The 22,238-nt window shown below is 68.8% G+C and carries 22 protein-coding genes and 1 other RNA gene; 13 read left to right on the top strand and 10 right to left on the bottom strand.

All coding sequences use genetic code 11. The features are described from left to right. The 6 genes from QM569_RS15280 to cysK all read right to left on the bottom strand — a co-directional run. Positions 1 to 105: helix-turn-helix domain-containing protein (locus QM569_RS15280; protein WP_414985932.1), on the bottom strand; the 105-nt coding region annotated here is incomplete at its 3' end. Positions 106 to 177: 72 nt separating this feature from the next. Next, entirely contained in the window at positions 178 to 1,905 is a 1,728-nt protein-coding gene (locus QM569_RS15275) for an FAD-dependent protein (protein ID WP_414988095.1), read from the bottom strand. 56 nt (positions 1,906 to 1,961) lie between these two features. Further along, positions 1,962 to 2,255, bottom strand: a complete 294-nt coding sequence (locus QM569_RS15270; RefSeq protein ID WP_414988094.1) for a type II toxin-antitoxin system RelE/ParE family toxin — start codon at positions 2,253 to 2,255, stop codon at positions 1,962 to 1,964. After that, on the bottom strand, positions 2,255 to 2,470 hold the full coding sequence (locus QM569_RS15265; RefSeq protein ID WP_414988093.1) for an addiction module protein: 216 nt from the start codon (positions 2,468 to 2,470) through the stop codon (positions 2,255 to 2,257). Before QM569_RS15265 ends, QM569_RS15270 begins: the two co-directional genes overlap by 1 nt. A gap of 140 nt (positions 2,471 to 2,610) precedes the next feature. Beyond that, positions 2,611 to 3,738 (bottom strand): J domain-containing protein, encoded by a 1,128-nt coding sequence (locus tag QM569_RS15260; RefSeq protein ID WP_414988092.1) that lies wholly within the window; start codon positions 3,736 to 3,738, stop codon positions 2,611 to 2,613. Between the two features lie 43 nt (positions 3,739 to 3,781). Beyond that, on the bottom strand, positions 3,782 to 4,702 hold the full coding sequence (gene cysK / locus QM569_RS15255; protein ID WP_414988091.1) for a cysteine synthase A: 921 nt from the start codon (positions 4,700 to 4,702) through the stop codon (positions 3,782 to 3,784). 151 nt (positions 4,703 to 4,853) lie between these two features. Between cysK and QM569_RS15250 the strand changes: the two genes are divergently transcribed. Together QM569_RS15250 and rnpB are read left to right on the top strand one after the other, a co-directional pair. Then, positions 4,854 to 5,756, top strand: a complete 903-nt coding sequence (locus QM569_RS15250) for a dihydrodipicolinate synthase family protein (RefSeq protein ID WP_414988090.1) — start codon at positions 4,854 to 4,856, stop codon at positions 5,754 to 5,756. 109 nt (positions 5,757 to 5,865) lie between these two features. Then, positions 5,866 to 6,300, top strand: an RNA gene (rnpB, locus tag QM569_RS15245) — RNase P RNA component class A. A gap of 56 nt (positions 6,301 to 6,356) precedes the next feature. Here the strand turns inward: rnpB and QM569_RS15240 are convergent. Genes QM569_RS15240 through QM569_RS15230 form a run of 3 tightly spaced genes read right to left on the bottom strand, consistent with a single transcriptional unit; the run spans position 6,357 to position 9,430 of the window. Then, on the bottom strand, positions 6,357 to 7,052 hold the full coding sequence (locus tag QM569_RS15240; protein WP_414988089.1) for an RNA pseudouridine synthase: 696 nt from the start codon (positions 7,050 to 7,052) through the stop codon (positions 6,357 to 6,359). After that, positions 7,045 to 8,715 carry an MBL fold metallo-hydrolase gene (locus QM569_RS15235; protein ID WP_414988088.1) on the bottom strand — a complete coding sequence of 557 codons (1,671 nt, stop codon included), beginning with the start codon at positions 8,713 to 8,715 and terminating at the stop codon, positions 7,045 to 7,047. The genes QM569_RS15240 and QM569_RS15235 overlap by 8 nt, the downstream gene beginning before the upstream one ends. A 10-nt stretch (positions 8,716 to 8,725) precedes the next feature. Further along, positions 8,726 to 9,430, bottom strand: coding sequence for a glutathione S-transferase N-terminal domain-containing protein (locus tag QM569_RS15230; protein ID WP_414988087.1), 705 nt, complete (start codon positions 9,428 to 9,430; stop codon positions 8,726 to 8,728). 232 nt (positions 9,431 to 9,662) lie between these two features. On the opposite strand from QM569_RS15230, the gene dapF reads away from it, so the two are divergent. Genes dapF through QM569_RS15210 form a run of 4 tightly spaced genes read left to right on the top strand, consistent with a single transcriptional unit; the run spans position 9,663 to position 13,401 of the window. Continuing rightward, positions 9,663 to 10,544 (top strand): diaminopimelate epimerase, encoded by an 882-nt coding sequence (gene dapF, locus QM569_RS15225; RefSeq protein WP_414988086.1) that lies wholly within the window; start codon positions 9,663 to 9,665, stop codon positions 10,542 to 10,544. After that, positions 10,541 to 11,233: a DUF484 family protein gene (locus QM569_RS15220; protein WP_414988085.1), complete on the top strand. Its 693-nt coding sequence runs from the start codon at positions 10,541 to 10,543 to the stop codon at positions 11,231 to 11,233. Before dapF ends, QM569_RS15220 begins: the two co-directional genes overlap by 4 nt. Further along, the gene (locus QM569_RS15215) at positions 11,230 to 12,177 is read left to right on the top strand and encodes a tyrosine recombinase XerC (protein ID WP_414988084.1); all 948 of its coding nucleotides are present in this window, start codon (positions 11,230 to 11,232) and stop codon (positions 12,175 to 12,177) included. The genes QM569_RS15220 and QM569_RS15215 overlap by 4 nt, the downstream gene beginning before the upstream one ends. Before the next feature lie 42 nt (positions 12,178 to 12,219). Continuing rightward, positions 12,220 to 13,401, top strand: coding sequence for a class I SAM-dependent rRNA methyltransferase (locus QM569_RS15210; protein ID WP_414988083.1), 1,182 nt, complete (start codon positions 12,220 to 12,222; stop codon positions 13,399 to 13,401). A 10-nt stretch (positions 13,402 to 13,411) separates the two neighbouring features. On the opposite strand, the gene QM569_RS15205 is transcribed toward QM569_RS15210, so the two are convergent. Beyond that, a complete protein-coding gene (locus QM569_RS15205) occupies positions 13,412 to 14,719 on the bottom strand; it encodes a diguanylate cyclase (protein ID WP_414988082.1) in 1,308 nt (435 codons plus the stop codon). A gap of 107 nt (positions 14,720 to 14,826) precedes the next feature. Between QM569_RS15205 and QM569_RS15200 the strand changes: the two genes are divergently transcribed. The 7 genes from QM569_RS15200 to rsmH all read left to right on the top strand — a co-directional run bounded on the left by QM569_RS15200 (position 14,827) and on the right by rsmH (position 22,238). Beyond that, a complete protein-coding gene (locus QM569_RS15200; RefSeq protein ID WP_414988081.1) occupies positions 14,827 to 15,897 on the top strand; it encodes a CobW family GTP-binding protein in 1,071 nt (356 codons plus the stop codon). Between the two features lie 133 nt (positions 15,898 to 16,030). Then, entirely contained in the window at positions 16,031 to 16,828 is a 798-nt protein-coding gene (dksA, locus tag QM569_RS15195; RefSeq protein ID WP_414988080.1) for an RNA polymerase-binding protein DksA, read from the top strand. A gap of 43 nt (positions 16,829 to 16,871) precedes the next feature. Then, positions 16,872 to 18,656: an STAS domain-containing protein gene (locus tag QM569_RS15190; RefSeq protein WP_414988079.1), complete on the top strand. Its 1,785-nt coding sequence runs from the start codon at positions 16,872 to 16,874 to the stop codon at positions 18,654 to 18,656. 37 nt (positions 18,657 to 18,693) lie between these two features. Continuing rightward, positions 18,694 to 19,257 (top strand): ATP-dependent protease subunit HslV, encoded by a 564-nt coding sequence (hslV, locus tag QM569_RS15185; protein ID WP_414988078.1) that lies wholly within the window; start codon positions 18,694 to 18,696, stop codon positions 19,255 to 19,257. Between the two features lie 63 nt (positions 19,258 to 19,320). Then, complete coding sequence (gene hslU / locus QM569_RS15180) at positions 19,321 to 20,622, top strand: ATP-dependent protease ATPase subunit HslU (protein WP_414988077.1); 1,302 nt, start codon at positions 19,321 to 19,323, stop codon at positions 20,620 to 20,622. Positions 20,623 to 20,877: 255 nt separating this feature from the next. After that, positions 20,878 to 21,306 carry a division/cell wall cluster transcriptional repressor MraZ gene (gene mraZ, locus QM569_RS15175; RefSeq protein WP_414988076.1) on the top strand — a complete coding sequence of 143 codons (429 nt, stop codon included), beginning with the start codon at positions 20,878 to 20,880 and terminating at the stop codon, positions 21,304 to 21,306. A gap of 11 nt (positions 21,307 to 21,317) precedes the next feature. Continuing rightward, positions 21,318 to 22,238 (top strand): 16S rRNA (cytosine(1402)-N(4))-methyltransferase RsmH, encoded by a 921-nt coding sequence (gene rsmH / locus QM569_RS15170; protein WP_414988075.1) that lies wholly within the window; start codon positions 21,318 to 21,320, stop codon positions 22,236 to 22,238.

The following is a 22,238-nucleotide window of genomic DNA, read 5'->3' as shown; positions in this document are numbered from 1 at the left end:
GCCCAATGCCCTCGCTATGGCTCGCAGGCTCTGCTTTTGCTGTAGCCCCAGCGCTATCGCATGGCGCTCCATCTCGCTCAGTTGTTCGTAGGTGTTCTTTGTCATGGGAGTCTCAATTCTGAAGGGGTGTTGCACTTCAGATTTGAGGCCGCCTAAGCGCTGGAGGCCGATTTGGCTTCAAATGGCGAGCATCGCCCGCGCCACGGCCTCGCCGACCTTGATGCCGTCCACCGCCGCCGACAGGATGCCGCCCGCGTAGCCCGCGCCCTCGCCCGCCGGGTACAGGCCCGCAGCCGTGGGGCTTTGCAGGTTGTCGCCCCGGTCGATGCGCAGCGGCGACGAGGTGCGCGTCTCCACGCCCGTCAGCACCGCGTCGTGCATGTCGAAGCCCTTGATCTTCTTGCCGAACGCGGGGAATGCCTCGCGCAGTGCGGCGATGGCGTAGCCGGGCAGGGCGGCGTGCAGGTCGGTGAGGGCCACGCCGGGCTTGTACGAAGGCTCCACGCCGCCCAATTGCTTGGACGGCCTGCCCGCGATGAAGTCGCCCACCAGCTGCCCCGGCGCGCTGTAGTCGCGCCCGCCCAGCGCGAAGGCGTTGGACTCCAGCTGGCGCTGCAGCACGATGCCCGCGAGCGGGTGGTGCGCGCCAGCGGGCAGCGCCTCCACGCCATGCGGCTGGCCCAGCGCGGCGGTGAAGGCGTCGGCGCTGTGCGGGTAGTCCTGCGGGTCGATGCCCACCACGATGCCCGCGTTGGCGTTGCGCTCGTTGCGCGAATATTGGCTCATGCCGTTGGTCACCACGCGCCCCGGCTCGCTGGTGGCGGCCACCACGGTGCCGCCGGGGCACATGCAAAAGCTATAGACGGCGCGGCCATTGCTGGCGTGGTGGACCAGCTTGTAGTCCGCCGCGCCCAGCAGCGGGTGGCCTGCGTGGCGGCCCCAGCGGGCGCGGTCGATCACGCCCTGCGGGTGCTCCACGCGAAAGCCGATGGAAAACGGCTTGGACTCCATCGCCACGCCGCGCTCGTACAGCATGGCGAAGGTGTCGCGCGCGCTGTGGCCCAGCGCCATCACCACGTGGTCGGCACGCAGCTCGCTCGTCTCGCCCGTGGCCTGGTTCAGCACCTTCAATCCACGCAGGTGGCCGTTGTCGATCAACACGTCCGTCACCCGCTGCGAAAAGCGCACCTCGCCGCCCAGCGCGATGATCTGCTCGCGCAGGCTTTCCACCACCTTCACCAGCTTGAAGGTGCCGATGTGCGGGTGCGCGGCGTACAGGATCTCCTCGGGCGCGCCCGCCTGCACGAACTCGTTCATCACCTTGCGGCCCAGGTGGCGCGGGTCCTTGATCTGGCTGTACAGCTTGCCGTCGCTGAACGTGCCCGCGCCGCCTTCGCCAAACTGCACGTTGCTCTCGGCCTGCAGCGCGCGCTGCCGCCACAGGCCCCAGGTGTCCTTGGTGCGCTCGCGCACGGTCTTGCCGCGCTCCAGCACGATGGGCTTGAAGCCCATCTGCGCCAGCACCAGCGCCGCGAAGATGCCGCAGGGGCCAAAGCCCACCACCACCGGGCGCAGCGGCAAACCCGCCGGGGCCTGGCCCACGGGGCGCCAGGCCATGTCCGGCGTGGGCTGCACGTGGGGCGTGCCCGCCAGGCGGGCGAGCAGCGCGGGCTCGGCGGACGGGTCGGCCAGGGCCACGTCGATGATGTACACGGCCAGCAGCTCGGCCTTGCGCGCGTCGAAGCTGCGCTTGAAGATCTGCACGCTGGCTATGGAGCCGGGCGGCACGCCCAGGCGCTGCGCGGCCAGTTGGCGCAGGGCTTCGTCGGGGTGGATTTCGGAGTGGTTCTCGGGGTGGTAGCGCAGCGCGGACAGCGGCAGCTTGAGTTCGGAGAGGCGGATCATGGCGGCGGGCCCGTGGTGATCGGGCAAGGTGCGTGGGGACGGACGGCGATGATAGGTCAGCCGCCAGGCCAGCGCTGCGGGCTTTGCCGGTGGTGCAGGCAAGCCAGCACCGAGACACGGTGCGCGTCGGTCACCTCGAAATGCAAGGCGTAGGGAAAGCGGCGCAGCAGCACGCGCCGAAAGCGCCCCCGGCTGGTGGGGAACTGGTCGGCATCGCGGGCGATGCGCTCCTGTGCAGCGGCCACGGCGCGCAGGAAATCGCCGCCCAGCCCATACGAGCGTCGCTCATACCAGTCGAATGCGGCAGCGATCTCGGCTTGCGCCGCAGGCTCGAACCGAACCTCGCGCATCACAGCCGCACGCCAAGCCCTTGGGCAATCTCCGCGAGCGTCTTGCCTTGGGCAGGGTGTGCATCGCGCCAGCGCGCACGGCGCTCCAGTTCGTCGAGCACGGCGGGGTCGGTCTCGGGCGCGGCATCGCTGGCGAAGCGATCCCACAAGTCCTCGGCCAGTTGAAGCTGCTCGAATCTGCCCAGTTGCTCGATTTGTTCGGCGGTGATGCCCATGGCGTTTTCTCCTGGCCCACCGTGCGGGCCCGTCAGTCTGGGTGGCATGCTACTGCGATGCGGTTCCCGTGGATGAAATAATGGGTCAAATTGGCCGCTAGTGCTTTTGCAGTAAGCACCTATAGCTATTAATTTAGTAGTCAAAAGCCTGCAAACATATCCGCCTCTCGCTGTGCGGCGCGCTGGTGCTTGAGCCAGATTTTCAGCTCCGCCGGGTCTTCGCGCAGGGCGCGCAGTTGCAGGCGCAGGTCGTGCATGTCCTGTTGCAGGTACTGCATCTGCGCGCGCAGTTCGGTCATCAGCCGGGCGGGCTTGTAGCTGCGAAACGGGTCCAGGCCGAACTCGGCGCAAAAGCGCTGCTGTGTGGCATACACCTCGCGCTGCAGTTCGGCGAGCTGCTCGGCCAGCACGCGGTTGTAGTGCTTCAGGCGCTCCTCGCCCAGCGAGGCGATGCGGGCGGGGTCGATCTGCTCGGCTTCGAGCTGCAGTTGCAGCAGGTCCAGCAGGTTGTTGGCGGCATACGCCTGGTTGGCGCGCTGCATCAGCGCCGTCTTGCGCGCGCGCTCGGCGGGGTCGGGCTCGCGGTCGGGGTGCAGGCTGCTGGCGAGCTTGCGGTAGATGTCGCGCAGCGACTGGCTGGCCTGCTGCTCGGCCTCCTGCTCCTGGCGCTCGCGGGCGCTGGGCTTCTTCTTGGCGCGGCGCGTGGCCTGGTGGGCGGCGCGGGCGGCTTCGGCCTGGGCTTGCTGGGCCTGCATCTGCGCTTCGACGTGGCGGGCGATGGCCTCGGGCGAGTCCAGGTCCACGCCGTCCAGGTCGATGCCGAATAGGTCTTGCGCCATTTCCCGCGCCACCTCGCGGGCCATGGCGTGGCCCTCGGCCTCCTCGGCGTCGAAGTCGCCGCCGGTGTGGCGGTTGTACAGGGCCTTCATGGCCTCGCGCTCGGCGTCGTCGTCGGCGCGGTCGGCCAGGTTGCCCGCCAGGCTGGCGACGGCATCGGCCAGCGTGGCGCGGTCGGTTTTCGACAGGCCCTTGCGGCCCGATTCGGCGTCCAGCAGCAGGGCCATTTCGCGGGTCAGGGCGCGGTGGTCGGCCAGCAGGGGCATGAAGTCTGCCGCGTGGCGCACGCGGTAGGCGTCCACGCCCGCCTGCCAGGCGGCCAGCAGCTCGCGCTGCGCGGCGATGCGCTGCACGTGGGTGTTGAATTTTTTCTGCTGGGGGCCGAGCGGCGCGCCGCCGGGGGCGCTGCCGATGAGGATGGGGGACGACATGGCGGCATTGTGCATGGATGCCGCCATGCCAGGCCGTGCCGCGTCAGGCCGTGGGCAGGAAGCCTTCCACCGACAGGTAGCGCTCGCCCGTGTCGTAGTTGAAGCCCAGCACGCGGCTGCCCGCGGGCAGCTCGGGCAGCTTCTGCGCGATGGCGGCCAGCGTGGCGCCCGAGGAGATGCCCACCAGCATGCCTTCCTCGCGGGCGCTGCGGCGCGCGTATTCGCGGGCGGGCTCGGCGTCCACCTGGATCACGCCGTCGAGCACGCGGGTGTCCAGGTTCTTGGGCACGAACCCCGCGCCGATGCCCTGGATGGGGTGCGGCGCGGGCTGGCCGCCCGAGATCACGGGCGAGGCCATGGGCTCCACCGCGAAGACTTTCAACTGCGGGAATTTCGCTTTAAGCACCCGTGCCACGCCCGTCAGGTGCCCGCCCGTGCCCACGCCGGTGATGAGCACGTCCAGCCCCTCGGGGAAGTCGGCCAATATCTCCTCTGCCGTGGTGCGCACGTGGATGTCGATGTTGGCGGGGTTTTCGAACTGCTGCGGAATCCAGGCGCCGGGCGTCTGCGCCTGCAGCTCCTGCGCGCGGGCGATGGCGCCCTTCATGCCCTTCTCGCGCGGCGTCAGGTCGAACTGCGCGCCGTAGGCCAGCATGAGGCGGCGGCGCTCGATGCTCATGCTGTCGGGCATCACCAGGATGAGCTTGTAGCCCTTGACGGCGGCCACCAGCGCCAGGCCGATGCCGGTGTTGCCGCTGGTCGGCTCGATGATGGTGCCGCCGGGCTTGAGCGCGCCGCTCTTTTCGGCGTCTTCCACCATGGCCAGGGCAATGCGGTCCTTGATCGAGCCGCCGGGGTTGCTGCGCTCGCACTTGATCCACACGTTGGCAGCCGGGCCGAACAGGCGCTGGACGCGCACGTGCGGGGTGTTGCCGATGGTCTGCAGGATGTTCAGGGCTTTCATGGCGTCTCCAAAAATGGTGTGTCGGGCAGGAAAGCACCCATTGTCTGGCAGGGCCGCCGACCGCTGTGGGCTGATGGCCGTGTCTGGACTGCTGGACAGCAAAAGATATTTCAAATATATTTGCAGAACATTTCAGACCCAAGGAGTCACCATGACGAGCAACACCGGATGGCACGGCGTCTTCCCCGCCGCCACGACGCAGTTCAACGAAGACCTGTCGATCGACATCGACGCCACGCAGCGCGTGCAGGACGCGTTGGTCAACGACGGAGTGAACGGCCTCATCATCCTGGGCACCTGCGGCGAGAACAACTCGCTGGACGCCGACGAGAAGCGCACCGTGCTGCGCGCCGCCGTCGAGGCGGTCAAGGGCCGCGTGCCGGTGGTCACCGGCGTGTCCGAGCTGGACACGCGCCGCGCCGTCGCCTACGCGCGGGACGCCGAGAAGCTCGGCGCCGACGGCCTGATGGTGCTGCCCGCCATGGTCTATGTGCCCAAGCCCGAGGAGCTGGTGGCGCACTTGCGCGCCGTGGCGCAGGCGACCTCGCTGCCCATCATGCTCTACAACAACCCGCCCGCGTACCGCGTCACCATCACCAACGAGGTGCTGGCGCAGCTGGCCGACCTGCCCAACATCCAGGCCGTGAAGGAAAGCGCGCCCGACTCGCGCCGCTTCACCGACCTCATCAACGCCTTCGGCGAGCGCTTCGACGTGTTCGCGGGGCTGGACGACGTGGCGCTCGAAGGGCTGCTGTTGGGCGCCAAGGGTTGGGTCTCGGGCCTGACCAGCGCCTTCCCGCAGGAGTCGGTGCAGCTCGTGGCCGCCGCCGAGCGCGGCGACTGGAACGAGGCGCGCCGCATCTACCGCTGGTTCATGCCGCTGCTGCACCTGGACGCCGAGCACGACCTGGTGCAGACCATCAAGCTGGCCGAGCAGATCATGGGCCGCGGCAGCGAGCGCGTGCGCATGCCGCGCATGCCGCTGACCGGCGCGCGCCGGGCCGAGGTCATCGCCATGGTCGAGAAGGCGGCAGCCACGCGCCCCTGCCGCTGAGGGCGCCAGGCAAAATATGGGTCAAATTGGCCGCTAGCGCTTATCAGACAAGCGCTGATAGCTATCATTTTGGAAGTTTCTGCGGTCGGGCGCCTATAATCGACCCCGTGAAGCCCGCCAGACCGCCGCTGGTGCGATCTGGGAAACCAGGCACTGGAGGAACGTCCGGACTGCACAGGGCAGCGTAGCAGCTAACGGCTGCCCACCGCGAGGTGAGGATCAGAGCAACAGAGACGAGTCCGAGCGTAGAAGTGCCCCCTTGGGTGTTCTGCGGTTCGCCAGCGCAAGCTGGCGCGGCTGGCGCAAGCCAGACGGTGACGGGCGCAAGCCCGGCACGACGCAGCCACCCCGGGCGCTTCGCGCCCGGGGTGAAACGGGCAATCTCTACGCGCAGCAACACCAAGTAGGCACACGTTGACGGGGCCCCCGGAGTGTGCGGGTAGGTGGCATCGAGCCGGGCGGGCGACCCCCGGCCCAGAGTAATGGCGGTCACGTTGCGGGCAACCGCAATGCACAGAATCCGGCTTACCGGCGGGCTTCACACTTTTCAAGCAAAAAACGGCTCCAGCGCTTGCCAGTCAAGCGCTGGCAGCTATCGTTTCAGAAGCGTTCCCAGGGCTGCAGGTAGCGCCACTGCCCCTCAGGCAGCTTGGCCAGCGGCACGCGGCCGATGCGCAGCAGGCGCAGGTGCCGCAGCGCGAGGCCCAGCGACTGGCACAGCGCGTGTACGGCATGCAGGTGCGGGCCTTGCAGCGCGATGCGCAGGCGCTGCTCGCTTTGCCAACTGAGCTTGGCGCGGTGGGCCTGCGCGGCGCGGGCCAGGGCGTCGGGCGCGGCGGTGCCGTCCACGTCGGCCAGGCATTCGTGCTCCAGCGTGGGGCGTTCGTCGAAGTGGCGCAGGGCGCGCGGGTCCTGCGTGAAGACCATCAGGCCGCTGGCCGCATCGGGCAGCGGGGTGCAGGGCGCCAGGTGGCGAAAGTGCCGTGGCAGGATGCGCACGGGCGGGCCCAGGTCGCCTGCGTGGGTTTCGGGTCGCAGCAGGCGCAGCGCCTGGGTTGCCGTGCAGCCAGCGGGCTTGTGCAGCAGCAGGGTGACGGGCGGCGCCTCGCGGGCCTGGGCATTCGGCGCGACCTCGATGCGCTGCGCGGGCAGCACGCGCTGGGCGGGCGATTCGGCCAGCACGCCGTCCACGCGCACCGCGCCGTTGTCGATCAGCAACTCGGCCTCGCGGCGCGAGCAGCCGCGCTCGGCGGCCAGGCGCTTGGCCAGCCGGACGGCGTTGTCGGCCTCAGTCATTGCCGGGCTGCAGGGCGCGGATGCGTTCCACGTGCGCGAGCAGCGAGCGCTGCGCCACGGGCCACATGCGCTCGGGTACGTCGTCGTAGGCCAGCCGCACCCAGTCTTGCATGCTGCCGTGCGGCTGGGCCTGCATGGCGGCCAGCACCTTGGCCTCGCGGGCGAGGCGGTGGGCCTTCAGGCGGGCGATGGCGTCGCGCGCAAAGCCCAGCACGTAGCCGTGCGCGGGCAGGATGAATTCAACGCCGTGTTCGGCGCACACGGCGTCCAGCACGTCCAGCGAATCCAGGTAGTCGGCCATGTTGCCGTCGGGCGGGTCCACCACCGTGGTGCTGCCGTTCAGGATGTGGTCGCCGCTGAACAGCAGCGCGTCTTCCAGCAGCAGCAGGCACAGGTGGTTGGCGGCGTGGCCCGGGGTGTGGATGACTTGCAGGGTGTGGGTGATTTCGCCCTCTGGCGCTTGTCCAGCAAGCACCAGCAGCTCATTATTTTGTAGCACCCGGTCGGGTGTGAACTGGCTGCCCGCCCGCGCCGTGGGGGCCGATGGCAGGCCCAGGATGGGCGGCCTGGCGCGGCCCGCCTGCTCGCACAGCGCCTGCAGCGGCGCGGCGCCGGGCGCGTGGTCGGGGTGCGAGTGCGTACACACGATCATGCGGATGTCGCCGCCCGCCGCGCGCCAGAGCCTGTCCAGGTGCTCGGCATCGGCCGGGCCGGGGTCGATGGCGATGAAGCCCGTGGCCGCGTCGCCCACCAGGTAGCTGTTGGTGCCGGGGCCGGTCATCACGCCGGGGTTGGGCGCCGTGAGGCGCTGCACGTTGCGCAGCAGGGGTACGGGGCGCTCGGTCTGCCAGTCCAGCGTGTGCGCGATCTGGCCGTCGGGGCAGACCAGGGCCAGCTCGCCGAAGGGCATCTCGTCTTCCATGTAGCGCGCTTCCTGGCCGGCCAGCAGGCCGGTGCGCGGGCAGCTCACCCACAGCGGCCTTTCGTGCGCCACGGCATCGTGTACGGCCTGGGTGTCGGCGAACTTGGCCAGCCGCTGCAGCGTGCGGATGGTGGGGTAGATCATGAAGAACTGCCCCGCCTCGTGCCGCGCCAGCGCGTCGGCGGGGCGCACCCACACCGGCTCGAACTGCTCGGCCTCGTCGGCCACGGGCTCCTGGCCCCCGGGCATGCGGGCGACGAGAAAGGGCACCGCAAAGCGGCGCGCCAGGTCGCGGTCGGCCGTCCAGTGGGCCAGCAGGAAGACGCTGTCGGCCGCCAGGCGCAGGCCGCGCGCCGCGCACTGCGCCACGAAGGGCTGGTGGCGGTCGATGGCGGCGATGTCCGCCGCGTCCGCCATGCGGCCATCGGCATGGCGCGCGAGCAGCACGCCCAGCTCCTCGAAGCTCTCGCGGATGGCGGTGATGGCCTGGGTCAGGTGCAGGTCGCTCTGCGCGGGGCGGCGGTCGGCGGCGGCGTGCGTGGCGGGAGCGGCGTCCAGCGCGTCGATGCCGCCGCCGGGGAACACGTAGGCGCCAGGCGCGAAGCTGGCCGTGTCCGAGCGGCGCGTCATCAGGACTTCAAGGCCGCCGTCCGGCGCATCGCGCAGCAGCAGCACGGTGGCGGCCGGGCGGGGGGCGGCGGGTTCGCGGTAGGGGTGGAGTTGTTGGCTGGGGCGGGGCATCGGGGCATTATCAGCCGCGCGCCGGAATCTCCAGCCCCCGCGCCACGGCAGGCCGCGCGACGAAGGCGTCCAGCACGCGCTGCACGTTCTGGAACCGGCCCCACTCCACCAGCTCGCCCGCGCCATAGAAGCCCACGAGGTTGCGCACCCAGGGCAGGATGGCGATGTCGGCGATGGTGTACGCGTCGCCCATCACCCACCGGCGGCCCGCCAGGCGCTGGTCCAGCACGCCCAGCAGGCGCTTGGACTCGGCCACGTAGCGGTCGCGCGGGCGCTTGTCCTCGTAGTCCTTGCCCGCGAATTTATGAAAGAAGCCGAGCTGGCCGAACATCGGCCCCAGGCCGCCCATCTGCCACATCACCCACTGCAGGGTTTCGTAGCGCCCGGCGGTGTCCTGCGGCAGCAGTTGGCCGGTCTTGCCCGCCAGATAGACCAGGATGGCGCCGGACTCGAACAGCGCCAGCGGTTTCCCATCGGGGCCATTCGGGTCGAGGATGGCGGGGATCTTGTTGTTGGGGTTGAGCGAGAGGAACTCGGGCGAGAACTGGTCGTTGGTGTCGAAGCGCACCAGGTGCGCCTCGTAGGGCAGGCCCAGTTCTTCGAGCGCGATGGACACCTTCGCGCCGTTGGGCGTGGGCAGGGAGTAGAGCTGGATGCGGTCCGGGTGGCGGGCAGGCCACTTGCGGGTGATGGGGAAGGCGCTGAGGTCGGCCATGGGAGTCCTTGGCGGGGTGGATGAGGGAAAAGCGAGCTTACCGGCGTAGAGGTGCCCTTGCAGCGACGGGGGATGCCGCTGCATTGCTCAGTCCGGCTTCTTGCATCAGCTTTCTGTTATCCGGAAGGCCGAGGTGATCACAAACTGTGACCACCTCCAAAGCTCAAGCTCCCTAAGGTGTTGCCCTGGCCTCTGGCGCTCCGAACCAACCCGCAATGGATAATCAGCCCCCATGCACATCCGGTTCACCAAGATGCAAGGCGCGGGCAACGACTTCGTGGTGCTCGACGAAACCCAGGGCCGCCTGGGCCTCACGCCCGCGCAGTACCGCTTTCTGGCCGACCGCCACTTCGGCGTGGGGGCCGACCAGATCCTTACCGTGCGCCCTTCGCCTGCAGAGGGCATCGACTTTGAATACGTGATCCACAACGCCGACGGCGGCGAGGTGCAGCAGTGCGGCAACGGCGCGCGCTGCTTTGCCCGCTTCGTGCGCGACAAGGGGCTGACGGACAAGGACACCATCCGCGTGCAGACGCGCGGCGGCGTCATCGCCCCCCGGCTCACGCCCGATGGGCGCGTGACCGTGGACATGGGCCGCCCCCGGTTCGAGCCCGCCGAGGTGCCGTTCGATGCCAGCGGCCTCGCGCCCGTGCCGCAGGGTTCAGGGCAAAAATGGCCTCTGGCGCTTGCTGGACAAGCGCAGGCAGCTCCTGTTTTGGTAGCGATCGCCTCCATGGGCAACCCGCACGCGGTGCAGATCGTGGATGACGTGGACACCGCCCCCGTGCTGCAGACCGGCCCGCTGATCGAAAGCCACCCGCGCTTTCCGGAGCGGGTGAACGCGGGCTTCCTGCAGATCGTGAACCGCGCCCACGTGCGCCTGCGCGTGTTCGAGCGCGGCGTGGGCGAGACGCTGGCCTGCGGCTCCGGCGCCTGCGCGGCGGTGGCCTGCGGCATTCGCCTGGGCTTGCTCGACAACGAGGTGCTGCTGGACGCACGCGGCGGCCAGCTCACCATCGCGTGGAGCGGCCAGAGCGCCGATTCCGTTTTCATGACCGGCCCCGCCACCACGGTGTTCGAGGGCCAGATCGACATCCCGCAAGACCTCCTATGACCTCTCCCCAAATCCCGCCGATCACCGAAGACGACATCGCCGAGTTCCTGGCCAACACGCCCGGCTTCTTCGAGCGCCACGCCGAGGTGCTGGCCAGCGTGCAGATCACCAGCCCCCACGGCGCGCGCGCCGTGAGCCTGCAGGAGCGCCAGGCCGAGATGCTGCGCGAGAAGATCAAGGGCCTGGAGCAGCGCATCATGGAGATGGTGCGCAACAGCACCGAGAACGCAGCCATCGCCCACAAAGTCCACCAGTGGACGGGCGCGCTGCTGCAGGTCAAAGACCCGTTCGACCTGCCCCAGGCCGTGGTGGATGGCGTGCGCACCCTGTTCGACGTGCCGCAGGCGGCGGTGCGCGTGTGGGACGTGTCCGGCCCTTATGTCGAGGCCGACTTCACGCAGGGCGCGAGCGAGGATGCGCGGGCGTTTGCCTCGTCGCTCACCATGCCCTTCTGCGGCCCCAACCTGGGCTTCGAGCCCGCGGGCTGGCTGGCGCAGGAGCCGGGCGAGCCTGCCCAATCCCTCGCACTGCTGCCCCTGCGCGCAGGCGCCATCGACAGCGCCACGCCCGCCTTCGGGCTGCTGGTGCTGGGCTCGCCCGACCCGCTGCGCTTTGACGCGACCATGGGCACGGACTTCCTGGCGCGCATGGCGGAGATCGCCAGCGCCGCGCTGCTGCGTCTGCAATGACACCCGCCGACCCGCACGTGCTGCGCTACCTGGAGCACGTGCGCGTCGAAAAGCGCCTGGCCGACCGCACCCTGGCGCTCTACACCCTTGACCTGGAAAAGCTCGCGCAGATGGCGGTGGGCGTCAACGTGCCGCTGCTGCAACTGCAAACCGCGCACATCCGCCGCTTCGTCGCGCAGATGCACGGCGCGGGGCGCAGCGGGCGCGGCATTGCGCTCATCCTCTCGGGGTGGCGCGGCTTCTTTACCTGGGCGGGGCGGCAGGGCCTGATACCGCACAACCCCGTGCAGGACGTGCGCGCGCCCAAGGCGCCCAAGCCCTTGCCCAAGGCGCTGCCGGTGGACGACGCCGTGCGCCTGGCCGAGTTCGACAACGGCGGCGCAGACCCCTGGCTGGAAGCGCGCGACGCCGCCATGGTCGAGCTGCTGTACGGCTGCGGCCTGCGCGTGGGCGAGCTGGCCGGGCTGGACGCCATTCCCAACGCCGACACGCAGCGCCTGGGCCGGGGCTGGGTGGACTTGGCCGGGGGCGAGGCCCACGTCTTCGGCAAGGGCAGCAAGCGCCGCAGCGTGCCCGTGGGCCGCGCCGCCACCGAGGCGCTGCAAGCCTGGCTGGCCCTGCGCGCCACGCCGTTCGGCGGGGCCGAGCCGGACGTGGCGCTGTTCCTGGGCCAGCGCGGCACGCGCCTGTCGCCGCAGGCCATCTGGCAGCGCCTGCGCCAGCGCAGCCAGCTCGCGGGGCTGACCACGCCCGTGCACCCGCACATGCTGCGCCACTCGTTCGCCAGCCATTTGCTGCAATCGAGCGGCGACCTGCGCGCCGTGCAGGAGCTGCTGGGCCACGCCAACATCACCACCACGCAGGTCTATACGCGGCTGGACTTCCAGCACTTGGCCAAGGTGTACGACGCGGCGCATCCGCGTGCAAAACTATCAAAAGAATAGCTGCTGGCGCTTGTATAGCAAGCGCTGGAGGCCAAAAACACCATGAAAACCATCCGCCTCAAACCCGGCAAGGAACGCTCCCTGCTGCGCCGCCACCCCTGGATTTTTGAATCGGCCATCGCCAAGGGCGGCGGCGACAGCGGCGAGACGGTGCGCGTGGAGTCGCACGAGGGCCGCTTCCTGGCCTGGGCCGCGTTCAGCCCGCAGTCGCGCATCCGGGCGCGGGCCTGGAGCTTTGACGAGGCGCAGCGCATTGATGCTGCGTTTCTCATAGCTGCTTGCGCACGATCCATAAGCGCTAGAGGCCGATTTGGCATAGAGAGCGACGGCGTTCGGCTGGTGCATGGCGAGTCCGACGGGCTGCCGGGCCTGATCGTCGATCGCTACGGCGACACGCTGGTGGCGCAGTTCACCAGCGCGGGCACCGAGCGCTGGAAGGGCGTGATTGCCGACGCGCTGCTGCGCGCAACGGGGCTGGCCAACCTGTACGAGCGCTCCGACGCCAGCGTGCGCGCCCTGGAAGGGCTGGAGCCCGCCACGGGCTGGCTGCGCGGCGGCGGCGCGACGGAGCTGACCATCCGCGAACACGCCTGGCGTCTCACGCTCGACATTGCCGAAGGCCACAAGACCGGCTTCTACCTCGACCAGCGCGACAGCCGCCAGCGCTTTGCGCAGTACACGCAGCGCCTGGGCTTCCAGCGCGTGCTCAACTGCTATTGCTACACGGGCGGCTTCACCGTGGCGGCGCTGGCGGGTGGGGCAGGGCACGTCACGTCCATCGACTCGTCCGGCCCGGCCTTGGAGCGGGCGCGCTCGCACGTGGTGCTGAACGGCTTTGATGCGGCGCGGGCGGACTTTATGGATGCGGACGTGAACGCCTCGCTGCGCCGCTTTGTGCAGGAAGGGCGGCGCTTCGACGCCATCGTGCTCGACCCCCCGAAGTTCGCCCCCACCGCCGCCCACGCCGAGCGCGCGGCGCGGGCGTACAAGGACATCAACCGCCTGGCGCTGCAACTGCTCGCGCCGGGCGGGCTGCTGTTCACCTTCTCGTGCTCGGGCGGCATCAGCGCCGATCTGTTCCACAAGATCGTCGCATCCGCCGGGGCCGACGCGGGTGTGGACGGCTACATCCTGGAGCGCCTGGGCGGCGCGCCCGACCACCCGATGACGCTGGAGTTCCCCGAGGGTGAATACCTCAAGGGCCTGGCGGTGATGCGCAAATAAGAAACGGCGGTCAGGCGCTGCCGCCGAACACTTCCACCCGCCCGCGCCCGTTGCGCTTGGCCTGGTAGCAGGCCGCGTCGGCGTCGTGCAGCAGCACGTCGGGGCTGTCGGTGTCGCCGCCGTTGAAGATGCGCACGCCCGCGCAGGCGCCGACGCGGAAGCTCCCCGCCTCGTTGGTGAAACCGGTCGTGGAGATGGCCTGCACGATTTTTGCGCCCACGGCCCGCGCCTGGGGCAGGCCGCAGGCGCGCAGCAGCACCACGAACTCGTCGCCGCCAAAGCGCACCACCGCGTCGCCCGCGCGCACCGACGCGCGCAGCAGCGCGGCCACCTGGCGCAGCACGGCGTCGCCCGCGCCATGGCCCGCGCTGTCGTTGACGGCCTTGAAGCCGTCCAGGTCGATGAACAGCACGGCGTGCGGGCCGGGCTGCGCGGCCAGCTCGCGCACCATGGCGTCGAGCGCGCGGCGGTTGTCCAGGCCGGTCAGGGCGTCCCGGTGGGTCTCTTGCCGCAGGCGGTCGGTGAGGGCGCGCAGCGCGCTCTCCTCGCGCTTGTCGGCGCTCACGTCGGTGTGGACGGCGTAGGTCTGGCCGCCCACGGTGCGGCCCATGGTCACGCGCATCCAGCGCTGGCCGGGCAGCGGCAGCACGAACGGAACGCCCGCGAACTGCAGGCTGTCGCGCAGCGCGGCGGTAACGTCCTCGGCGCGCTCGGCGCGTTCCGCGGCTTCGGCCCCGTCCCAGCATTGGTGGACCAGGTCGGCATAGCGCCGCCCGAGCGCCGAGAGCTGGGTGGGCAGCCCGTACAGCGTGGCGAAGCGGTCGTTGGCGAACACCAGGCTGCCCTCGGCGTCCTGCACGGTGATGCCGTCGCCCGAGTGCTCGATCATGTGCAGCGCGTCCTGCGCCTGCAGGTTGGCGAACTGGCGGGGCGCGGCGGGCCCGATCGGCTGCTTGAGCCCCACGTCGGAGAGATCCGTCCACAGGCGGATGCGGTCGCCGTTGGCCATGGCCGCGACCGCCGCGCGCAGCCAGCGCCCGTGGTGCTGGAACACGAAGGTCCGCGACTGGGTCTGGTGGCGCATCACGCCGTCGCTGATGTAGCGGCCGATGTGCGGCAGCTCCTCGGCGGGCAGCCGCGTGCGGTAGAAGCGCTGCAGGTTGTCGGCGTAAAGCTCGCCTTCGTGGACGTGCCCCTCATGCTCGGGAAAGAAGCGCAGGAAGTGCTGGTTCCACAGCACGGCGCGCAACTCGGCGTCGAACACGCACATGCCGATGCCCAGTGAATCGAGAAGCGTGGCGGTCGGGCGGTAGTCCATGGGGGCAATTCAAAGGTGTTGGGGCGCATCGTAGTCGCTGAATAACTATACTGATCCGCCCCGTGTTCCAGCGACCCTCTCTCTCTGTCACCTGCGAGTCCCCCGCCATGTCCCTCATCCCCGTCACCATCCTCACCGGCTTCCTGGGCTCGGGCAAGACCACCCTGCTCAAGCGCCTGCTCACCGAGGCCCATGGCCAGAAGATCGCCGTGATCGAGAACGAGTTCGGCGAGGAGAACATCGACAACGACATCCTGGTCACCGAATCCAAGGAGCAGATCGTGCAGATGAGCAACGGCTGCATCTGCTGCACCATCCGCGAAGACCTGCGCGAGACGCTGCAGCTGCTGGCCGCCAAGCGCCGCAAGAAGCTGCTGGACTTCGACCGCATCGTGATCGAGACCACCGGCGTGGCCGACCCCGGCCCCGTGGCGCAGACCTTCTTCATGGACGAGGAGGTCGCCGAGACCTACCTCATCGACTCCATCATCACCCTGGTGGACGCCAAGCACGCGCCCCAGCAGCTCAACGACCGGCAGGAGGCGCGGCGCCAGGTGGGCTTTGCCGACCAGATCTTCCTGTCCAAGACCGACCTGGTGACGCCGCAAGAGACGGATGCGCTGATCCATCGCCTCAAGCACATGAACCCGCGCGCGCCCATCCGGGCCGTGCATTTCGGCGAGGTGCCGCTCAAGGAGGTGCTGGACCTGCGCGGCTTCAACCTCAACGCCAAGCTCGACATCGACCCGGACTTCCTCAAGGACGAAGACGGGCACGGCCATGACCACCACGACCATGACCACGCGCACGGCGAGCACTGCGACCACCCCTCGCACCAGCACGGTCATGGGCACGGCCACGGGCACCACCATCACCATGACGACGACGTGAAGAGCTTCGTCTTCCGCTCCGAGCGCCCGTTCGACCCCGCCAGGCTCGAAGACTTTCTCGGGGCGATTGTCAACATTTATGGACCGCGCATGCTGCGCTACAAGGGCGTGCTTCATATGAAGGGCACCGACCGCAAGGTGATCTTCCAGGGCGTACACCAGCTCATGGGCAGCGACCTGGGGCCGCAATGGGCCGAGGGCGAGGCCCGCGTCAGCAAGATGGTCTTCATCGGCATCGACCTGCCCCGGGACATCTTCCTGCAGGGGCTGGAGCAGAGCCTCGTTTAAGCGTGTCATATCCGCAACGGCGCGGCAGGCCCAGGTCGATACAATCGCGCCCCGGTAAAACCCGGAAGGCTTGCCACCCGCCCTTGGCCGCGACCGCCGCCAGGGCCCGCCCGTACAGCGAGGAGACCAGGACGTGAAAGCCGACACCAGCAAACCCAAGGGGGCTGCCAAGCCAGCCGCCTCCGCAGCGGTCGCCAAGCGCGCCGCTGCCCCCCAGGCCGCTGCGGCCAAGCTCCCCGCAAAGGCCGCTCCCGCCAAGGCGGCGGCTCCCAAGGCCGCCGCAACGCCCAAGGCCGTGGCGCCTGCGCCAGCCCCTGCCTTGCAGGTGCCCGCGCGCGCGGCCCGGCCTTCTTCCCGATTGGCGCAATTGACCGTACCATCCATGGCACAGGCAGTGGCTTCGACCGCCGCCAAAGCCAGTTACCAACACACCATGCCCACGACCGTGCAAGCGCCGCCCACCTTTGCGGCGGCCAAGAAAGACCCCAAGCTGGCGAACAACTGGAAGACCAAGTCCGCCGACGAGCTGACCGATGCCGAAGTCATCGCCATGCCCGACAGCGAGTACATGAACGACAAGCAGATGGCGTTCTTTCGCCGCAAGCTCGTGCAGCTCAAGCAGGACATCCACAACAGCGCGGGCGAGACCACCGAGCACCTGCGCGAGGACACCGTGGTCGTGCCCGACCCGGCCGACCGCGCCACCATCGAGGAAGAGCACGCCCTGGAGCTGCGCACCCGCGACCGCGAGCGCAAGCTGCTCAAGAAGATCGAGCAGTCCATCGCCCGCATCGACGCGGGCGACTACGGCTACTGCGACGAGACCGGCGAGCCCATCGGCGTGGGCCGCCTCATCGCCCGGCCCACCGCCACGCTGTCGCTCGAAGCGCAGCAGCGCCGCGAGCTCAAGCAGAAGATGTTCGGGGACTGACCCTGCTCCGCGCACCGACCGGCCTGAATGGATTGTTGACGCCATGACCAAGGAAGAAACCAACCCCGGCGGCCTGCTGTCGAAGGTGGTTCGGTTCGTCAAGAATCCGACCGTGAGCTGGCAGGAGCTGGACTCGCTGGACGACCGCGAGAGCCAGTACAGCAAGCAGATGCTCAAGGAGATGATCGAGCGCAAGCGCCGCAACGACTTCGTGCGGCGCCGCGAGTTCGACCAGTTGCGCAAGCTGCGCCGACGCGAGGTGCTGCAGGGCCACCGCACCGAGGACCCCACCAACCGCCCCTCGTTCTTCCAGAGCAGCATGGCCTCGTCCGACGACCGTGCCGTCACGCTCAAGAAGATCGACGAGATCGAGGCGCAGATGTCGCAGCAGTGGTGGAAGGGCAAGCAGGGCGCCGAAGAGTCCACCGGGCCCGGCGCGCTGTCCGAGCCCGGGGTCGACGGAATGTCCGACACCGAGCATTCCAGGGCCTATGCGCCGACCGAGCCGGGCAGCCTGCCCGCGCCGATGGACGGCGGCGGCAAGGTCGGCAATCATCAGGCGCCCGCCTTCGCCCCCCCTCCGCCCGTGCAGCCGCTGTTCGCCGACGACAGCATGGCCATCGGCCGGTTCGGCGGCGTGGACGCGCAACTGGCCGCGGGGCCGTCAAATCCTGGCGGCATGGCATCCTTGAGCACCGCAGCCAATCCGGCACCCGCACCCGAACCGGAGGAATTCGTGCACGAACCCGACCTAGAAGAAGCCGCCATCCGGTTCGCCAACGGTGACCACGCCGGGGCCGAGGCCGGCCTGATGGACGTGCTGGCCCTGCACCAGCAGGACGACCCCGAGCAGCAGCTCGAAATCTGGATGACGCTGTTCGACCTGTACCGCGCCACCGGCCAGCACGAGCGCTTCGACACCCTGGCCATCGACTTCGCGGCGCAGTTCAGCCGCTCGGCGCCGCTGTGGTTCTCCATCCCCGAGCAGCTGGGCATGGTGGATGCCCCGGTCGGGGACGCTGCCGCCACGGTGGCTGCCTCTGCGCGCCGCGAATTCAGCTGGAACGCGCCGGGCACCCTGGCGGTGTCGTCCGTCGCGGCGCTGCAGGCTTCGCTGGCGCGCGCCGCCGCGCCCTGGACGCTGTCGTGGTCGCGCATCACCGCCATCGACGAGGCCGCCGTGCCGCTGCTGGCCGACCAGTTCACGCGGTGGGCGGACAAGGACGGCCAGATCGTTTTCTCGGGCGTGGAAAAGCTCAACGCGCTGCTGGAGTCCAAGACGCAGTCCGGCGACCGCAGCAGCAGCACCGAGTGGTGGCGCCTGCGCATGGCGGCGTTGCGGCTCATGGGCAGGGCCGACGAGTTCGAACTGGTCGCGCTGGACTACTGTGTGACCTACGAGGTCTCGCCGCCTTCGTGGGTGTCGCCGCGCTGCGGCTATTCCGACAACGAGGGCGTCGTTTCGGGCGCCGCGCCGCTGACGGTGGACAGCGATTTCCTGGCCACGGACCTGGGCGACAACCTGTCCGCCCCGGGGCTGCCGGACGCCGAACCCGCCGCCCAGCTCAGCGGCCACATCGAGGGCGACGCCGTGCCGCTGCTGCAGCCCTTCGAGGCGCTGTGCAAGCCCGGCGTGCCGCTCACCATCGCCTGCGACAGGCTCATCCGCGTGGACTTCGCCGCTGCGGGCGCGGTGCTCAACTGGGCTGCCGAGCAGCAGGGCCGGGGCTACGAGGTGCGCTTTCAGAACCTGCACCGCCTGGTGGCGATCTTCTTCAACGTGATCGGCATCAACGAACACGCCTGGGTCGTCCCGCGCAAGAACTAGCTTGCAAACCGGCTGCGGCGCCCCATATGCTGCAGCTATGGAAAAACACAGCGAATCCCCGGTGTTCCACGGCACCACCATCCTCAGCGTGCGCCGCGACACCCCTGCGGGCGTGCAGGTCGCCATCGGCGGCGACGGCCAGGTCACCCTGGGCAACATCGTGGTCAAGGGCTCGGCGCGCAAGGTGCGCAAGCTCTACCACGGCAAGGTGCTGGCGGGCTTTGCGGGCGCTACCGCCGACGCCTTCACGCTGTTCGAGCGCTTCGAGGCCAAGCTCGAAAAGCACCAGGGCCACCTGACGCGCGCCGCCATCGAACTCACCAAGGACTGGCGCACCGACCGCGTGCTGCGCCGCCTGGAGGCCATGCTGGCCGTGGCCGACCACAGCGCCTCGCTCATCATCACCGGCAACGGCGACGTGCTGGAGCCCGAGCAGGGCATCGTCGCCATCGGCTCGGGCGGCGCGTACGCGCATTCCGCCGCCAAGGCGCTGCTGACCAACACCGATCTCCCGGCCCAGGAGATCGTCAAGAAATCCCTCGAAATCGCCGGTGAGCTGTGCATCTACACCAACATGCACCACACCATCGAAGTACTCTGAAATTCATAGCTGCTGGCGCTTGCTGCATAAGCGCTAGAGGCCAATTTGACCCATATTCACAGCATGTCCTCCATGACCCCCCAGGAGATCGTCTCCGAGCTTGACAACCACATCGTGGGCCAGGGCAGCGCCAAGCGCGCCGTCGCCATCGCGCTGCGCAACCGCTGGCGCCGCCAGCAGGTCGAAGGCGGCCTGCGCCAGGAGATCACGCCCAAGAACATCCTCATGATCGGCCCCACGGGCGTGGGCAAGACCGAGATCGCGCGTCGCCTTGCAAGGCTGGCCGACGCGCCCTTCATCAAGGTCGAGGCCACCAAGTTCACCGAGGTGGGCTACGTGGGCAAGGATGTCGATTCCATCATCCGCGACCTGGTCGAGATGGCCGTCAAGCAGACGCGCGAGTCCGAGATGAAGAAGGTGCGCACCCGCGCCGAGGACGCCGCCGAGGACCGCATCCTCGACGTGCTGGTGGGCGAGGCCGCGCCCGACAGCTCCACGCGCCAGGCCTTCCGCAAGAAGCTGCGCGAGGGCCAGCTCGACGACAAGGAGATCGAGATCGACGTGGCCGACGCCCGCCCGCAGCTCGAAATCATGGGCCCGCAGGGCATGGAGGAGATGACCGAGCAGCTGCGCGGCATGTTCAGCCAGCTCGGGCAGGGCAAGCGCAAGACGCGCAAGCTCAAGATCGCCGAGGCCCTGAAGCTCATCACCGACGAGGAGGCGGGCAAGCTCGTCAACGAGGAGGAGATCAAGACCCGCGCCGTGGCGAACGCCGAGCAGAACGGCATCGTCTTCATCGACGAGATCGACAAGGTCGCCGCGCGCCAGGAGGCCAGCGGCGCCGACGTGTCGCGCCAGGGCGTGCAGCGCGACCTGCTGCCGCTGGTGGAGGGCACCACCGTGTCCACCAAGTACGGCATGATCAAGACCGACCACATCCTGTTCATCGCGTCCGGCGCCTTCCACCTGGCCAAGCCCAGCGACCTGATCCCCGAGCTGCAGGGGCGCTTTCCGATCCGCGTGGAGCTGGAGTCGCTGTCGGTCGCTGACTTCGAGGCCATCCTCACGCAGACGCACGCCTCGCTGGTCAAGCAGTACCAGGCGCTGCTCGCCACCGAGGGCGTCACGCTGGAGTTCGCGCCCGAGGGCATCACGCGCCTGGCGCACATCGCCTTCGACGTGAACGAGCGCACCGAGAACATCGGCGCGCGCCGCCTGTCCACCGTCATGGAGCGGCTGCTGGACGAGGTGAGCTTCGAGGCCACGCGCATGGCGGGCCAGACCGTCACCATCGACGCCGCCTACGTGGACGGTCGCCTGCAGACCCTGAGCCAGGACGAAGACCTGTCGCGCTACATCCTGTGACGAAGCAGCCAAGCCTTGAGAGGTCACTTTCACAGGTTTGCGTAAGTGCTTATTTTTCAACGAGTTTTGCCTCCGCCGAGGCTGCGGATTCGCGCCTAAGTCGTTGATTTCATTGCAAAAATTTGTTGGACGGCCCTTGTCCGGTGTACTTTTCCTGCTACAGTGCAAAAAAGTGCAATTAAGTGGTGAAAAGTGCCCTCAAGCCCTTGTTCCAGGGCCTGAAGGATCGAAAACCGAACTGGGAATCTGCTGTCCGTGTTCCAAGGTGCCTCGTCGCTCAGTCTCGATGCGAAGGGTCGGCTGTCCGTGCCGACCCGGCATCGTGACGCGCTGCTGGCGCAGGCGAACGGCAGCCTGACCATCACCAAGAACCGCGACGGCTGCCTGATGGTCTTCCCCCGGCCCGAATGGGAGATCGCCCGCGAGCGCATCGCCAAGCTGCCCATGTCGGCGCAGTGGATCAAGCGCTTCTTTCTGGGCAACGCCATGGACGTGGACATGGACGCCACGGGCCGCGTGCTGGTCTCGCCCGAGCTGCGCGAGTTCGCGGGCATCACCAAGGACGTGATCCTGCTGGGCATGGGCAGCCATTTCGAGCTGTGGGACAAGACCCAGTACGAAGCCAAGGAGGCAGCGGCCATGCAGGCCGAGATGCCCGATGTCTTCAAGGACTTCTCTTTCTGAAGGGGCTGCGCGTGAACCAGCCCTTGCAACACACCACCGTTCTGCTGGACGAAGCGGTCGATGCCCTTCTGGGCGGCGGCGCGCCGCCCCAGGGGGTGTTCGTTGATGGCACCTTCGGGCGCGGGGGGCACTCGCGCCGCATCCTGGAGCGGCTGGGGCCCGACGGGCGCCTGGTGGCCTTCGACAAGGACCCCGAAGCCATCGCCGAAGCAACGCGCATCACCGATGCGCGTTTTTCCATCCGGCACGATGGTTTCCGCCACATCGCCGACCTGCCTGCGGGCAGTGTCGCGGGCGTGCTCATGGACCTGGGCGTCAGCTCGCCGCAGATCGACAGCCCCGCGCGGGGCTTCAGTTTCCGTTTCGATGGCCCGCTGGACATGCGCATGGACCCCACGCGCGGCATCAGCGTGGCCGAGTGGCTGGCCGAGGCCGATGTTCAGCAGATTGCGGAGGTGATACGTGACTACGGTGAAGAACGGTTTGCTGGCCCCATTGCAAAGGCGATTGTTGCTCGGCGGCAGGAACGGGGTGCTGTTGCAACCACCGCCGAACTGGCCGACCTCGTGGCTGGCGCGGTCAAAACCCGCGAGCCGGGCCAGAACCCTGCAACGCGCACATTTCAGGCTCTTCGGATTTTCATCAACGCCGAGCTTGAAGAACTGCAGCAAGCGCTAGAGGCCAGCCTGTCGGTGCTGGCGCCTGGCGGGCGGCTGGTGGTCATCAGCTTCCATTCGCTCGAAGACCGCATCGTCAAGCAGTTCATCGCCAGGCACTCCAAGGAGGTGTTCGACCGCCGCGCGCCGTTTGCCGCGCCGCAGCCGATGAAGCTCGCCGCGCTGGACCGCACCAAGCCCGGCGCCGCCGAGGTCGAGGCCAACCCCCGCGCGCGCAGCGCGATCATGCGCGTGGCCGAGCGCACGGGGGCCTGA

It is taken from the genome of Acidovorax sp., assembly GCF_047607405.1.
Lineage (GTDB): Bacteria > Pseudomonadota > Gammaproteobacteria > Burkholderiales > Burkholderiaceae_C > Acidovorax.
Note: the sequence above shows the minus strand (reverse complement) of the source record. Positions and strands in the feature narration are given on the sequence as shown.